Source organism: Chryseobacterium sp. IT-36CA2 (assembly GCF_949767875.1).
Lineage (GTDB): Bacteria > Bacteroidota > Bacteroidia > Flavobacteriales > Weeksellaceae > Chryseobacterium.
Map to the genome: position 1 here is coordinate 1,354,135 of NZ_CATKPG010000011.1, position 16,100 is coordinate 1,370,234.

General features: G+C 33.9%; 12 protein-coding genes. 9 read left to right on the forward strand and 3 right to left on the reverse strand.

What is annotated here, in order from left to right:
- Window positions 1–220: 220 nt before the first annotated feature.
- The 4 genes from ACM6F9_RS06875 to gwsS all read left to right on the forward strand — a co-directional run bounded on the left by ACM6F9_RS06875 (window position 221) and on the right by gwsS (window position 3,747).
- The gene (locus ACM6F9_RS06875) at window positions 221–487 is read left to right on the forward strand and encodes a hypothetical protein (protein WP_414845006.1); all 267 of its coding nucleotides are present in this window, start codon (window positions 221–223) and stop codon (window positions 485–487) included.
- Window positions 488–541: 54 nt separating this feature from the next.
- A complete protein-coding gene (locus ACM6F9_RS06880; RefSeq protein WP_414845007.1) occupies window positions 542–1,585 on the forward strand; it encodes a hypothetical protein in 1,044 nt (347 codons plus the stop codon).
- Window positions 1,569–2,495: a hypothetical protein gene (locus ACM6F9_RS06885; RefSeq protein WP_414845008.1), complete on the forward strand. Its 927-nt coding sequence runs from the start codon at window positions 1,569–1,571 to the stop codon at window positions 2,493–2,495. Before ACM6F9_RS06880 ends, ACM6F9_RS06885 begins: the two co-directional genes overlap by 17 nt.
- A gap of 163 nt (window positions 2,496–2,658) precedes the next feature.
- A complete protein-coding gene (gwsS, locus tag ACM6F9_RS06890) occupies window positions 2,659–3,747 on the forward strand; it encodes a grasp-with-spasm system SPASM domain peptide maturase (RefSeq protein ID WP_414845009.1) in 1,089 nt (362 codons plus the stop codon).
- A 354-nt stretch (window positions 3,748–4,101) separates the two neighbouring features.
- Here gwsS and ACM6F9_RS06895 read toward each other — a convergent pair whose 3' ends face one another.
- A complete protein-coding gene (locus tag ACM6F9_RS06895) occupies window positions 4,102–5,169 on the reverse strand; it encodes an alpha/beta hydrolase family protein (RefSeq protein WP_414845010.1) in 1,068 nt (355 codons plus the stop codon).
- 561 nt (window positions 5,170–5,730) lie between these two features.
- Between ACM6F9_RS06895 and ACM6F9_RS06900 the strand changes: the two genes are divergently transcribed.
- The 3 genes from ACM6F9_RS06900 to ACM6F9_RS06910 all read left to right on the forward strand — a co-directional run bounded on the left by ACM6F9_RS06900 (window position 5,731) and on the right by ACM6F9_RS06910 (window position 9,176).
- On the forward strand, window positions 5,731–6,870 hold the full coding sequence (locus tag ACM6F9_RS06900; RefSeq protein WP_414845011.1) for a helix-turn-helix domain-containing protein: 1,140 nt from the start codon (window positions 5,731–5,733) through the stop codon (window positions 6,868–6,870).
- Between the two features lie 156 nt (window positions 6,871–7,026).
- Window positions 7,027–8,085 carry a serine hydrolase domain-containing protein gene (locus ACM6F9_RS06905; protein WP_414845012.1) on the forward strand — a complete coding sequence of 353 codons (1,059 nt, stop codon included), beginning with the start codon at window positions 7,027–7,029 and terminating at the stop codon, window positions 8,083–8,085.
- A gap of 71 nt (window positions 8,086–8,156) precedes the next feature.
- On the forward strand, window positions 8,157–9,176 hold the full coding sequence (locus tag ACM6F9_RS06910) for a S41 family peptidase (protein ID WP_414845013.1): 1,020 nt from the start codon (window positions 8,157–8,159) through the stop codon (window positions 9,174–9,176).
- Window positions 9,177–9,290: 114 nt separating this feature from the next.
- Here the strand turns inward: ACM6F9_RS06910 and ACM6F9_RS06915 are convergent, their stop codons facing one another.
- Window positions 9,291–11,690, reverse strand: a complete 2,400-nt coding sequence (locus ACM6F9_RS06915) for a hypothetical protein (protein WP_414845014.1) — start codon at window positions 11,688–11,690, stop codon at window positions 9,291–9,293.
- Window positions 11,691–12,198: 508 nt separating this feature from the next.
- Between ACM6F9_RS06915 and ACM6F9_RS06920 the strand changes: the two genes are divergently transcribed.
- On the forward strand, window positions 12,199–14,112 hold the full coding sequence (locus ACM6F9_RS06920; RefSeq protein WP_414845015.1) for an amidohydrolase: 1,914 nt from the start codon (window positions 12,199–12,201) through the stop codon (window positions 14,110–14,112).
- A 177-nt stretch (window positions 14,113–14,289) separates the two neighbouring features.
- Here the strand turns inward: ACM6F9_RS06920 and ACM6F9_RS06925 are convergent, their stop codons facing one another.
- Entirely contained in the window at window positions 14,290–15,111 is an 822-nt protein-coding gene (locus ACM6F9_RS06925; RefSeq protein ID WP_414845016.1) for an alpha/beta fold hydrolase, read from the reverse strand.
- Between the two features lie 276 nt (window positions 15,112–15,387).
- Here ACM6F9_RS06925 and ACM6F9_RS06930 point away from each other — a divergent pair, with 276 nt between their 5' ends.
- The gene (locus tag ACM6F9_RS06930; protein WP_414845017.1) at window positions 15,388–15,981 is read left to right on the forward strand and encodes a Crp/Fnr family transcriptional regulator; all 594 of its coding nucleotides are present in this window, start codon (window positions 15,388–15,390) and stop codon (window positions 15,979–15,981) included.
- The last annotated feature ends 119 nt before the right edge of the window (window positions 15,982–16,100 follow it).

Genomic DNA, 16,100 nt, shown 5'->3' on the forward strand with positions numbered 1-16,100 from the left:
ATTACACTTGTATTTATTATAAAGTGAAATGTTAGCAATTGTAATTGTTTTTTTATTAATACTTGTGTTGTGTTGAAATGTTGGAATTATTAATAAAAGTTATAATAATTTGTTTTTATGATATCGAATTTGTTTATTTGTTATTAAATTCACTTGTTAAAATTTAATTTTAAGTGAATGTAGCAAAAAACATTTTATTAACATTTTAAAATTTATTTTGATGAAAACAAAATCATTAGAAAAGTTAGGAAGTTTTCAACTTCAAAACGAAAAATTATCAACAGTTTTAGGGGGACAAGGAGGTCCTGCTTTACCAAGTTTTGGACTTGGAGTTGAACCAACAGTTACTGGAGGTGGAGAAGTTGAATTACCTTCAGGTCCTGGTGGTGCATGTGTGTGTACTGGTTATACAAGTGATTTAGATTTCCATAACGGAGGTATGGGATATAATGGAACGTATCCAATAGATAAATCTTGTAACCCTTAGAAAAGAAAAGATGAGAAGCATTATTGCTTCTCATTTTACAATTAATAAATATCAATGAGAAGTACATTAATATTACTGTTTGCAATAATCAGCTTAACAATAAGTGCTCAAGATTTTGAGTTGAAAAACCAGTATCTTATCAAGTATTATGAGTTGGTAAATGAAGCTGAGAATAAAATTATCTCTAATGATTTAGCAGATGCAAACAACCTCTATAAACAAGCTTTCAAAGAATTTAAATACCCACATGCAAAAGATTTACAAAACAGTATGAATGTAGCCTTAAGAGTGAAAGATTTTGAAAATGCCTATTATGATTATCATTCGTTAAAATGTTTAGGAAAGGTGTTTGATGATAGTTTTTTATCAGAAAACTTTAAAAATAGTGAGGAGTATAAAATAAAGCCTTGTGAAAACAAAACTGACTTACAATATAAAAAAACTTTAGATTCACTGTATGAGCTAGACCAGTATTACAGAAAATTGTCGGGGGGTAACTATGAAGCATATAAAAAAGAACTTACAAAAAGTGACAGTATTGCATCCACCAACTTGCTTAAATTGATTGAAAAGAAAGGATTTCCTAATGAATATAATATCGGACTGACTTCAGCAGATAATATGTTCTATCAAAAATTTTATTACATTATTTGGCATCAATTGGCTAATAATCATTATAGTAGTCAGAAAGTTAATTTTTCAAAGGAGATACTAAGGGCTTTAAATGAAGGAAAGATAAGACCAGACATTGCAGGACAATTGTTTGATTTGAATAATGGGACAAAGGATTATTCTTTTTTTAAAATTTATCAATTTAAGGTTAATAATGAGAAAACAGATTGTTGTTATATATCCGAGGCAATCTTACCAGAAAAGAGAGCATCAGAAGTAAATACTAAAATAAAAGAGATTAATAGAAAAAGAGAATTAATAGGTCTGACATCAACTGAAGAGGAAGTTAAAAAAAATATATTCTTTTTAAGTAATAAAGATTATGTTTTCACGAGTATTAACATTGAAGGTTTTCAGTTTAAGAATAATAATGATGCTGAGTTATTCAAAAAATACTTAATTAAGTTGGATGATACTAATCATTAGTGTAGATAATGATACTATGACCGATGAGATTTGTACTTGGTTGTCTTATCAAAATAAAGAATTTGTTCGTCTAAGTGAGAACCAGCATATTAACAAAATTTTTTTCGATTTTGAGAGCAATGTTTTCAAAATTTTTATTGGAGAAATTGAGTATAAATTAGAAGACTTTAAATCAGTATTCTATAGAAATGGTGGAATTTATTATGATACAGTAGCAGGTGAGATTGATAGTAATTTAGTTGATTTTTATAATTCGGAACTCAAATCTATATCGGAGTTTATTTACTATTATTTCAAGGTAAATGGGGTTCGTATCTTTGGAAACCTCTTTAACAAAGAGGTTAATAAGTTGGAAGTTTTATTTTTGGCAAAATTTCTAGGGTTAAAAATCCCTGATACTTACATTTTATCAGAAGTAAATGACTCGGGACTCATTAATATGTCTCAGGCTTATATTACAAAGGCAATTTCTGAAATGAAACCTATTATCGTTGAAAATGACCTGTACCTGAATTATACACATGAAATAGACCTAAATAATATTCATCATAAAAAAGAAAGTATTATACCTTCACTAATTCAAAGAAAGGTTGATTGTCTTTATGAAATAAGGGCATTCTTTTTTGAAAAGCAGATTTGGGCAATTGCTACATTTGATTTTTCTGACAATGTTGATATTAGGAACATAAGGGAGAAGGACAAAAAATATCTTCCTCTTGAGCTTCCATCAGAACTTAAAAGGAAAATTTTAAAATTAGCAAAGAACCTGGACTTGAAATGTGGAACGGTTGATTTGCTAAAGTCTAATGATGATTATTATTTTTTAGAAGTGAATCCATTAGGGCAGTTTCACCAAGTTAGTCATTACGGAGGCTATCAAATAGAAAAACATATTGCAGATTTATTATGAAACAAGAAAAAGAATTATACCTAAAGGGAATTGAGTACTCCTTACAGGTATGGAAGAGAAGTAACAGCGTGTCTCAGGTTAAATATTCTGAGAATAAAGATAAGAAAAGTAGAAAAACCAAGATTTTCCGTTCACAAAAACATTATTCCCTTTTGTATTAAGTATGTTTTTAAAGTTATTTGACTCGGTTAAAATTACCAGAGGTATTAAGAATTCTGTTATCTTAGATACAAGTACTGGGTTTTTACAACTTATTCCGATTGTTTTTTTTGATTTACTATCAAATGAAAATCAAAACTATTCCGTATTAAAGAAACAATTAGATAACGAGAGCTTAGAAGTACTAGAGGAGTATCTTAGTTTTATTATAGATAATAAGTTAGGAGTTATTCTGGATACTAAGAAAGAATTATCAACTTTTCAGAATGCATCAGAATTTAAAGAAACACCTTCTTGTGTTGACTATTTAATTTTGGATGTCAACAATTCAGATGTCTTAGATGATGTGCTGGTGCAGCAAATTTGTGATTTGAGAATTAAATATCTACAAATCAGATTTTCAGAATTGGAATTAAATGATATAATAAAAATAATTAGAAAATTAGATTTGCTTAATGATTCTAGTATTAATGAAGTATCAGTTGTTGTAAATTATGACTTACAATTGGTCACATTTATCAAAGAGAATCACTACAGTATTTCAAATAAATTCCTACACTTTATATTGCACTCATCGGATGAACAAGATTCTCAAACTTTAGAACATGTTCAACTAAGTATCATTAAAAATAGAATTAACATCCCTTTAAGTTGTGGATTGATTGATTTAAAAAATATAAATCTTAATCGTAACTTTTATCTTGAAGCCAAGCAAAATAATACCTGTCTTAATAAAAAAATATCAATAGATGTAAAGGGCAACATTAAAAATTGCCCCTCCATGTCTCAAAGTTATGGAAACATCAAAGATGTAACATTAGAAAATGCTTTAAATCATCCTGAATTTAAAAAATATTGGAACTTAACCAAAGATAGTATTGAAGTCTGCAAAGATTGTGAATTTCGTTACATCTGCACTGATTGCAGAGCTTACACCGAACAAACAAGTGTAAACAAAGAAGGACTTGATACTTCCAAACCCTTAAAATGTGGTTACAATCCTTATACTGGTGAGTGGGAAGAGTGGAGTACAAACCCTTTGAAACAAAAAGCAATTCAGGCTTACGGAATGCAGGATTTGGTCAAAAAATAAAATTTACCATTTTTGAGGTACGGCTTCATATGTTGCTTTATAAAAATAAAGTGAGAACACAATTACTGGGATGGTTCCTGCAATGCAAATATAAAAATCTAATTCCGAACACTTGAATTTTAAAACTCAGCAAAGCATAGCCACCATGAGGTAATAGACAATTAATGAAGTTGGACTGATTCTTTTTAAGTGTACGCATAGCCCTACAGTTTTATCTGCTACATTGTCACTCCCTTAGCTTTCTTATCAATAAATAGATTGATTTTTTTCTTTGCGTTTTAGAAAAACAAAGGCTATGGAGGTATTATTTATAACCTTCATAATTTCCTTCTTCCAGCTCCCAGCCTCCTTTCTCTAATTCGTCTTTATACTCCTGAAAATTTTATATTGAGTATCCACCACCGAATGATTAAATCCGTGTGCAGCTTTGGGAAGTAGGAAATATTCTTTTTTAGGGGCTTTCAGAGCATCGAAATATTTTTTCGACATTTCTTTAGGCGTCAGAATATCCTCTTTTCCCTGAATAAGATACACGGGGATTTTGAAATTTAAGTTATCCTTCATCATATCAATGGTAGCTCCCATAGATTGTACACCCAGTTTCTGATCACCAACAAAATTCACAAATGAATAATCATCTCCGTCTTCTCTGTTTTTGCTGTCCTTTTCATTATCATATTCCGGAGCCAGTACAAACCAATTTGCAGGAGCGGGAGTAGAATTTGCCTTTTCATATTTTTTGATCACTCTATAAAGCATTCCTGAGTTTTTTGCACTGGAATAAGGGGGCTGCCCTATGGTATTCAATATTTTCAAAGCATCATCATCCTTTCTGTCTTCTGCCATTTTATAAAGCTTAGAATATCTTTCAGTACTGAAATTAGGATTCACAATTTGAGAATGTCCTACATAAGCATAAAAAAGTTCAGGAGCTTTCGTGGCTATCTTCACCCCAAGAGCAGATCCCCAGGAGGTACCGGAAAGAATAATTTTTTTCTTTCCAAGGTGTTGCAAAAGATATTGGGAAAGCGTAATGCCGTCATTGGTCATTTGTTCCAGCGTAAGGGGATGGGCTTTTAAATATTCCGGAGTCAGTTCTTCCGGAGGATTGTTGTGCCCGTACGTTCTTCCGGAACCACGCTGATCCCACTGAACCACAATAAAATCTTTTTCCAGATCTTTATATAAAACATCAATATAAGGAGTGATGGGACTTCCCGGGCCACCATGAAGAAACAGAATAATAGGTTTGGAAGGGTTTCCATTAATGGTTACCCATTGTTCAATGCCATTGATGGGAACATATTGTTCCTCATGAATCTGATGGTTGGTGGTTTTTGTATTCGGGTTTTGTGTTGTTTGTGCAGAAGCCCAGAATGGCAGCATGAATGAAAATAGGAAAATAGATAATTTAACGCTCATAAGTGATCACGGATATTTGAATAGTTTAGTTTAAAACGGCTCAAATGTAGGGATAAATTCAAAGATTTGAGTTGAAAATTTCAGATTCATTATTTGTGAAAGTTGGGAATGGGAAGCGGGAAGCTGGGTCGTTTTGGTTATAATAATGAATAGTCACTGTAAAACGGGATTCTTTAAAACGCAAAGGTTCAAGAGTAACATTGTATTATTTTTAAGGGAGCAAAGAATGGAATCAACGGGTTGATTCTTTTTAAGCGAACGCATAGCCTTGCTGCTTCATCTGCGACATTGTCGCTCCCTTAGACTCCTTATCAATTAATAGATTGAAATTTATCTTTGCGTTTTAGGGAAATAAAAGCTGGGATGTATTATTTATAACCTTCATAACTTCCTTCTTCCAGCTCCCAGCTTCCAGTTCCCTCTTCGTAATTAAGAAAAAAAACCAGTCAGTATCAATCTAATTTTTATATTTGCACGTGTTGGATTTTGAATGGTAAAAGACTGTCGAATCCCAATAAAAACTTAAAAATAAAATAACCAAAAAACAAAGAAGAATCAGGAATGGATAAAAGTAATTTATTAATTATTGTAGCTTCGGTTTCCATATTCATTTCAGTGCTTCTTGCTATTTTCCTCGTTACCGTAAAAACCAAATACAGGATAAGCAATGTTTTATTTGCTGTTTTTCTCATTATCAACGCCATAGATATGAGTGATCCTTTATTTAATATGATATCGGATGGGCCATCCAATCTTGGGGTGTTTAAAAATATGCTTGTTTTCCTGCAAATCCCGGTTTTTTATCTCTATGTGCTATCTGTCTGTTATTCCGATTTCAAACTTAAACCCAAACATCTGCTGCATGCGCTTCCGTTTTTAATTGCTAATCTGACTTTACTGCCCCGTTTTTATGGTGTAGATACTGCTTCAAAAATTCACTTTGTTGAAAACCGCCAAAGTATGATAGAATTGAAGTTTAATCATATTCTGCTCCATGTTCAGATGATCATCTATTTCGTTGCGGTTTTCAGAGTATTAAGAAAATCGAAGACGCTTTATCTTGAAAATTATGCAGGGAAAAGTATAAATTCTTACAAATGGCTGTTCCAGTTTACAATTGTTTTGTGTATTGTATATGCTATAGCTCTTTTAAAAAATATTCTTAAATTTTCAGATTATGTCCATATTTCAGAATGGATAAAGGCCGGGCTTTTATTATTATCACTTTTCATTATTTGCTGGTACCTTTTCAAAGCATTAAATAACCCGGAGCTTTTCAGAAACGTAGATTCAAAATTGAAACTGGTAGCTGAGATGGTTTCAGAAGAAAAAAGTAATGAAGAATCTGTAACGAATGACAGTGAATATAAGGAGGAGATTTTGAGATTGAAAAGTTATATGATCGAGAAAAAACCTTTTCTTAATTCTTCTCTCACCATTCAGGAAGTTTCCAGTGAGATTGAAATTCCTGTCCGTGAACTGTCTCTTTTAATCAATTATCAATTAGGGCAGCATTTTTATGATTTTGTAAATAGCTATCGTATAGAAAATGCGATGAATATCTTAAAAGATGAAACCAAAAGTAAGGTGACGATCCTTGAAATTCTATATGAAGTTGGTTTTAATTCAAAATCTTCCTTTAATACTGCCTTTAAAAAACATACTGGGAATACACCAACTTATTATCGTAAGAATATGTAATTCAGTTGTTTGTAATTACTCGTACTTTTTTTCTGAAAGATTCGAACCTATTTTTCTGAGCAAATGGGATCGATTACTTTTATTCGGTCGCATAGCTTCAGCGTCTTCCACATCTTTGTATCGAAATAAATTTTTAACATTTAAAAAAACGATACAATGAAAACTTCATTCTCACTTTTAGCAGTACTTTTATTCATCAGCAGCTTTTCTTTTGGACAAAAATTTTCCACAAAGATTGATTCTATCATACAGGATAATTATAAAAAAAATCCTAATGTAGGGATCAGTGTTGGCTTCATCAGTAATAACGAAGAATATTATACTGCATATGGTAATCTGAATGCGGAAAGCCAGGCCAAAATTGACAAAAATTCTCTATTTGAAATTGCATCAATCACTAAAATTTTAACTTCAAATTTAATTGCTCAGGCAGTTATTGATCATAAAATAAAATTAGATGATTATATAGACGGTTACCTTCCTAAGGAATATGTATTGAACCAGAATCTTAAAAACAAAATCAGAGTTTCAGATCTGGCATCCCATCAATCTGGTTTACCCGATATAGATTTTGCAAAATTGATTGAGCAGAATCCACAACAGCCAGTAAGTAGTGTTACTCAAAATACCTTGACCTCAATTATCAATAACTGCAGTGAGCTGAAAGATTATGGTAAATACCGATATTCTACCATTGGCTATACTTTATTAGGGCAGATCCTGGAAAAAATATATGGTAAAAGCTATGATGTCATTATCAGAGACCAACTTATTCAGCCATTGAAAATGACCACTACATTTACTAAAGATTTTAATGTGAAGAACAGAACAACGGCCCACAATCCGGAAGGAGGAATTCAGGAATTCTTCAATTGGAATATTACAGCACCTGCGGGATTAGTGAAATCTAATGCGGTTGATATGGTCAGGTTTCTAAAAGCTGTATTAAATAATAAAACAAGAGTAGGGCAGGCATCTATAATAGGGGAAAAAATCTTTTACACAGATGAAAAAAGAGAAATGGGATTAGGTTTAGGAATCTCAACAGATGATAAAAATACAATTTATTATAAATCAGGAGATTCTATGGGGCAGTCTTCCATTATATGTTACAACAGAGCAAAAAAATGGGGGTTCATTATCCTTCTTGATCAGAGAAACTCAAAAATGAGACAAGATCTGATGAATAAAATTTATGACACAATTCTGAAATAATTGTAACATGAAAATGAATCTTTTACAAGTAAAGAGAATTCCTATTTGTTAAATATCAATATCCATTTCCCATGAAAAAATTACTGACCGGAATTGTTTTTTTTCACTCCCTGTTATCTTACGCACAGAAGGATGAAAAAACAATCGTTCTTTCTGAAATTACAGAAAAAGTGAAGCGTTATTATATCGATAAAGAAGCTTATAAAAAAGTAGATTCTTCATTTCAAAACGACCTTAAAAAAGGAGTATTTAATAAGCTGAATAAAAATGATTTTGCAGCGCTTCTTGGCAGGAAACTGAGATCAGATATAAAAGACTACCATTTTTCTTTCAGATATCTGGAAAACTATAGCCCTGAAAAGGTAGTTGACGAGAAAGAAAAGGAGAAACTACATGATTTTCATAACAGTCTTGAGAATTTTGGTTTTGAAAGTGTTCAGCGATTGGAGGGGAATATAGGGTATATTAACTATAAAGGCTTTGCTTCATCAAAGTCCAGCGAGGCTACATTGGCTGCTGCCATGAATTTTATTGCCAATACCAACGCCTTGATTATTGACCTCAGAGAAAATCAAGGGGGAGATAATGAAATGCTTCTCCTGTTCTGCAGTTATTTTTTTGATAAAAAAACAGACCTTTATACCACCTATTTCAGACATGAGGATAAGACTGTGATGAACAGTACACAACCCGATGTTTTGGGGAGAAAGTATCTCCATAAAAAAATCTATATCCTTACCAGTAAAAATACTTTTTCTGCAGCAGAAGCGCTTGCTTATTTTTTGCAGCAACATAAACTGGCTGAAGTAATAGGTGAGAAAACACCTGGAGCAGCCAATCCGGTAGATCATTTTGTTATTCAGAATCAATATCTATTACTTGTTCCGACAGGAAAAGTAAGTTCTTTGGTCAATCAGAAAAACTGGGAACATATCGGTATAAGTCCTGATCAGGAGGTGAAATCCAAAGATGCTTTAAAAGCGGCTCATAGTAAAATTTTAAAAAGTATTTTAAAAACAGAAACAAAAACAGAGCTAAGCACATCTGAAATAAAAAATCTTAGTGATAAATTAGAACAAGAGATTAATTGAAGTGACTTTTGATAGTTTGCTGTTTTTTAGAATCTATCAATAAAAAGGGACAGATCCAGGTTTAGATTTGTCCCTTTTTATGGCTATAATAAGATTTTAATACTATGGAAAAATTTATTTTAAAATTTGCTGATCATAAAGAATATTGTCGTATTCATCAAAGCTTATAATCAGGACTTTATACTGTTTTGCACTGTCATTATTGAAAAATTTAATTCTTGGAGGAACATAATCGCTGTCAAATAGATTAGGATTCCAATACAGTGTTTCTCTGGTATCATTTTCAATTTTTTCCGGAGCATCACCATCAATCATTTCAATAGGGAATTCCGAAGGTCTGTCGTATCCTTTTATGATGGCTGAGTTATTGTTGGGGGCTTCTTTTTCAGTGCTTTTAGATTTCATATTGCCTTTCATTGTATAAATGGCTACTGCGTCACCTATTAATCCTGCTCCTTTAATGATTTTTACCATCGCAATATTGTTTATAGGAAGGTTGGAAATCATGGTAGGGTCAGTTTGTACTTCATCTAAATAGAGCTTAGCCTGCTGACCACGGATATAAGGTACATTTACCCCTGAATTGTTTCTCTGAAACGTTAATCCGGCAGCTCTTCCCTGAAGCCAGTCTAAGATATTATTGGATCCTCCGGCATTTTGGTTTTCATTAACGAAGTCAAATACAGTAGAGTTAACAGAACTGAACATTCCGGTGGACAGTTGTTTGTCTAACTCTTCTTTTGGATCTTTCTTTTTTCCTACCAAGGCTACTTCCTGGATCTGGATATCAGCACTTTCTTTCTTTTTAATATTTTTCTGCGTGTTGATGGCTCTGGCAATGCTTGGAGGAAGGGTTTTGTTTTCACCCGATTTTACTAATGTATATTTTGTGCTCGGGAAATTGCCTTTAAATGTGGTAGGAATCACTAAAGGTTCCACTGTAACGAATAAATTATCACTACTGGCATCTTTATCTTTTTCCGCGTTTACAAATAAAGAAACGTTCAAAGGCTCATCAGTATTGATATTGTTCAGATAGACATATCCGTTCTGATCCGTTTGAAACTGATTGATGGCAGGGTCTCCTTTACCAGCTCTCAATACCAGGTTTACTGTACTGTTGACTAGCAAAGCATTATTTTTAATGGGTTTTACCCTGTAGGAAAGAAACTGTTGAGAATTGTTTTTAATGGCTGGAGAAGATCCGTTAAGAACAGAATTCCAATCGAATCTTTTCCAGGTTTCAGAAATTAGCAGGGCGTCCAGTGCTTCAGTATTGGCAGTTTTAGAAAAATATTGGGCAGGACTGTCTATTTTTGAAGTAAAATCTCCTGTTAACCAAAGCCCGCTCAGCAGATTCTCTTCTTCTGTATTTGGAGTGCCGTTGTCCTCACTTACGAGAACTGTATAGTTTTTAAAATTAGATTCCGGGGAAAGATCAATGCTGTTGAAGGCTCTGGGAGTTGGTTTCAGGCTCTGACCTACTATTTCTGCTTTCTCCACCTTTAAATTGCCGGGTTTTATAAAGCAAAGCCTCTTGGCAACAAGATTATCCTGCTCATCAAAAATGGCCAGCTGCAAAACAGCATTAGCTCCATTGCTTACTTTTGTAGGAATAAGACTGGATGCTTCATTGGTCAGATGGTTGATATTAGCTCTGTAAGCAAGGTGGTTATTGATAATTCCAACAATTTTATAACCCTGAAGCTGTTGTTTTAGGTTAATACCTTTCAAAGTATATTTAACACCTTCCTTAGAGCTGCTGACTTCTACATTAAGGCCGCTGTCTGCAGCATGTGGCAGGTCGATTGTCTGGTTTTTTCCGGTATTATCCTGAATGATAGCCTGGTATTTTTTTCCTGATGTTGCAGTGAGTGTAAAAGAGGCTACATTTTTATCAAAAGATTTAAATGTAGCGACAGGAGTTTTGGGGTTTTGGATATCTATTACTTTTCCGGACCAGTTTTCCGGTAAAGATGTGTTGCTGGATAACCTTACAGCAAATTTCGTTGGCATACCATTAATAAAAGTTCCTCCTTCCGGAAAAGCTTTTGCAGACCAGTCAGAACTTTTGGAAATGACCAGCGATTCCTTAGATTTTGGATTGTAAACCGGAAGTGCTTTGACAATTTGGAAGTCTTCATTAAAATTGGTCATGTAAGGAGTATAAGCTCTTATAAAGTAAACCTGCTCAGGAAGATCTTCTTTCAGTTGAAAATCTCCGCTGCCTTCACCATTGGTCAGAAGTGTTGTTTTCCAGTCTATTAATTTTTTATCAGCATCATACAATTCAACAAATAGGGTAGTAGATAATGCAGAACGGTTATAGCCATCAAATACAAAACTTTTAAACCAAATCTTGTCACCTGCTGCATATTGCGATTTGTCGGTAAGTAAGTATACTTTTTCTTGCTCGTAATTGTCCTCAAGATTGGTAAGTGCTTTTTCCAGTTTAGTTTGTGCCAGTACGGGTTGAACCATGGAAAGAAGCAATACACAGAATATATTTTTCATAGAAATCTTAACGCATTTAATTCTGTGCTAATGTAATGATTTAAAGACTTTGAAAATTGATATTTAACGTCTTATTTTCAGAAGAAAGAAATAAGATGAGAATATTTTCTTCCTATAATTCCTGAACCAGAAAATAGTATTACCCGAAAGTGATCACCGTTAAATATTGAGAAAAACTGATGTTGTAAGTATGGATTTCACGGGAACGTTTTGTGAATTAAAGTTTTATATCATAAAAGTTAATCAATATCTGGTGAAAAAAAGGGTATTGAATGAATATTTTTATTATTTTTATAAAAGAAACTAATACATGAAAATATATGAAAAATATTTTTACATAAATATTTATTTAAATATAATATACTAAAAATAATCTATTTTAATTTCAATAATATAATTGATTTTGCTTTTTCATAGGCGTGCATTTCTATGGCATAAAAGCAAGATGTAATTAAAATAGATACGGATAGAATTACAATTAAACATACAATCAAACCCAATTATTCTTATGGAAAAACTACACCAACACACGCATGGCTGTACGCACTGTTCTTGCAACAATCCTGTTTTGGAAGTTCTTAAAGAAGAACTTTTCAGTGCAGAAAATCTGACAAAAATAAATCCGGGTTCAGGAAAAGCAACCCACGAAAAGCCACAGACTCTGATGGTCAGTGGAGGGATTATTCGTCCCATGATTGGCGGATCAACAGACACCGTTGAAGCCATTGGTTTTGCTGATGGAAAAGTGGTGGTAACCGGTGAGAAAAAAGAGGTGGTAAAATATATGAAGAAACACCATCCGAAACATCAAAAAAAGGAATTAACAGCAACTCAAACTTTACTTCCTGGTCTGATAGAACCCCATGTTCATATGGTTCCTACAGCAATGATGAATGGCTGGCTGGATCTGAGCCCTTTTGAAGGACAGAATTTAAAGGCTGTCTATGATCTGAACTCAGTTGGAACTATCATCAATGCACATATTCCCCCTAAAATTCTCGGAGCTGTTATCTTAGGAAGAGGATTGGATCCGTCATTAATGCCTTTTAAGGAAAAAGACGGTAAAAAAGAGCTGATAACGATCGACAATGTAGTACTTGATAGTATTAATGCTAAAACGCCCATGATGTTATTAAGTGCTTCCATGCATACGCTTTATCTGAATACGATGGCATTGGAGCATGTATTTAAGAATAATACTGACATACAGACTGAATATAAAACCGTTGAAAAATATATTATTGAAACCAAAGGCCAGCTGCAGGAAGGTTTGCAAATGACTCCTGCATTGAAGACTGTAAAGTTGCAGATTATTGCGATGAGCATAGAGATCAATAGATATCTGACAGATCTTTTTAATACAGCCAATTCAAGGGGAGTTACTTTTATGTATGATGCCGGATTGAATAAAGGATCAGAAACACTTTTAACCAAATATTTTGAGACACATACTGAATTGGTAAGAACAGGTGGAGCATACCTTTGTTCCAGCCAGGAAGATGTAGATAAACTGGATCATTATAAAGAACCGGATCGCTACAAGCCTGTATATAATGGGCATATTAAAGTGGTTTCAGATGGTTCCAATCAGGGTTTGACTGGTTATCAGAGTGCTCCTTATCTGTGTAATCCTGTCGATAATACGGGAGTATTTAATTTCCCGCAGTCAGGTATTCCGGCGCATACGATTCCACCAAGTTATAATACATTAATCAATACTGTTGTCGCTGTAAAAGGCTGGCCGTTAATGGTTCATGCTAATGGAGATCAGGCAGTAACATTTGCAATCAATGCTTATCAGCGTACCCTTGCTCAATATAAAGGTCCGGAGCTTCGTAACCGTATAGAGCACTGCTCGCTTCTGACATCTGATCAAATTACCATTATGCTCCAAATGGGTGTTTCACCAAGTTTCCTTATCGGGCATGTGGGCTATTGGGGATACGCTTTTAAGGAAGTGATATTCGGTGAAAAGGCACAAATGCTTGATCTTTGCGGTTCAACACTTGCTGCGGGTATGAGAATTACCCTTCACAGTGACAATGAAGTAAGTCCATTGGGGCCTTTAAGAATGATGGAGCAATCGATTACCAGAATCATGGAAAAAAATCCAAAGGATATTGAAGTTTTAAATAGTGCCGAACGTATTACCCCTGAACAGGCTTTAATTGCTGTTACTTATGATGCTGCCTGGCAATGCTACGCAGACAAATGGGTGGGATCTTTAAATGCAGGATATTTTGCTGATTTTGTTATATTGGAACAAGATCCTCTTTCATTAAATACACCATCATTACAATATATGAAAATGCGGGATATTCCGGTTTTGGAAACATGGGTGGGAGGTATACCTGTTTATGTAAATAATAAGAGTACGGAAGGAGCAGCTGAAAAACAAGTGCTTTTTTCAGATAACGGATAATTTATTTCTGAGAAGAATTAAATAGTTGCTAATCAAACCCAATCAGAGTAGATCATTTCTGCTCTGATTTTGTTTTTATGGCTATTGTAAGTCAATAAGGAGATATTGATTCTAAAGTTATCTAAAAATAAAGAGATGAATCAAACTGATTCATCTCTTTATTATATTGCTCTTTTATTAAGCTTCAATAAATTCTAAAAGATCTTTGTTAATTGTTTCGTGTTCCGTAGTTGGCATTCCGTGAGGAAAACCGGGATACGTAATCAACTTTCCGTTTTTCAATAGTTTTGCAGATTTTATAGCAGAATTTTCGATAGGGACAATCTGGTCATCTTCACCATGAAGAACCAAAACCGGAATATCCACCGCTTTCAGATCTTCAGTGAAATCGGTTTCAGAAAATGCTTTGATTCCGTCATAATGAGCTACAATACCACCCATCATTCCCTGTCTCCACCAGTTTCTTTGTACACCGTCTTTTACATTTGCACCTTCTCTGTTGTATCCATAGAAAGGGAAAGTTAAATCAAAATAAAACTGGTTTCTGTTATTCAAAGTCTGTTCTCTGATCCCATCAAAAACTTCCATTGGAACACCGTCAGGATTGTTTTCACTTTTTACCATTACCGGTGGAACGGCACTGATTAAAACTGCTTTTTTTGCTCTGCCATTGGCATATTTATGTACATATCTGATAACTTCACCACCTCCTGTAGAATGTCCGATGTGTACAACATCTTTCAAATCAAGGAATTCTACAAGTTCTGCTGCGTCAGAAGCATATTGCTCAATGGTGTGATTATAGATGTTCTGGCTTGAACGGCCGTGGCCTCTTCTGTCATGGGAAATTACTCTGTAACCTCTCTGAAGGAAGAAAATTACCTGTGCATCCCAATCGTCAGAGGATAATGGCCATCCGTGGTGAAACATCAATACAGGTCCTGCTCCCTGGTCTTTATAAAAAACCTCTGTTCCGTCTTTTAATGTAAATGTGCTCATAGTTTTAAATTTTTAGTATTAATGAATATTTTATTTGATAATTTTTTGTTGTCTTAATTCTTTAGCAAATGTAGGACAGTTCGCGTTCCCTGAAATTAATCTAGTTTAATTTCGTACCTATTGATAGCAATTTTTTTGTTTTGCTTGTTTAATCTGCTTTCTGTTTCCAATTTTTTCTTCAGATAACCATTATGTTAGCTTTTCGGTGTCATCAAATAGCTTCTGAAGGCTGAATTTTACTCACTTTTTTCTAATTTGCGCCCGTAAAATAAATGTATGTTTCAGAATATTATTAAAAACATCTCACGATTTGTGATCCTGACCCCGGAAGAAGAAAATATATATGAAGGTTTGCTGACCCTTCAGAAGTACCCGAAGAAAACACATCTTCTGCGCGAAGGAGAGATTTGTCAGTTCGAAGGATTTATAAAGGAGGGTTGTGTGCGAACGTATTATCTTGATGAAAACGGTTTTGAAGTAACCCTTCTCTTTGCTGTTGAAGATTGGTGGATTACCGATATTGATTCTTTTAATAATAGAACGCCCTCGAAGATTTTTATAGAAGCCCTGGAAGACACCGAAATTTATATGCTGAATCCGGAAACTAAAGAGGAATTGATGCAGAAAGTTCCGAAGTTTGAAAGAGCATTCCGCCTGATGATGCAGCGGTATGTGGTGACGCTGCAAAACCGACTGGTTAACACCATTTCTCAACCGGCTACAGATCGTTATTTGGAATTTATCAGGGTGTATCCTTCGATTCCGCAGCGTGTAGCGCAGTATTATATTGCATCGTATCTTGGTGTTTCTAAGGAGTTTGTGAGCACCATCAGGAAACGATTAGCGAATAAGGCAAAAATAGATCAATAGTGTAAAGCCTGTAAAAACATAGGATTAAATATTCTTTTGCTTAAAAAATCCCAACAAAAGCTGGGATTTTTTTTGTTTTGATTTTTGCTGTGTGACGTTGTGAGACTTTGAGCTGGAAA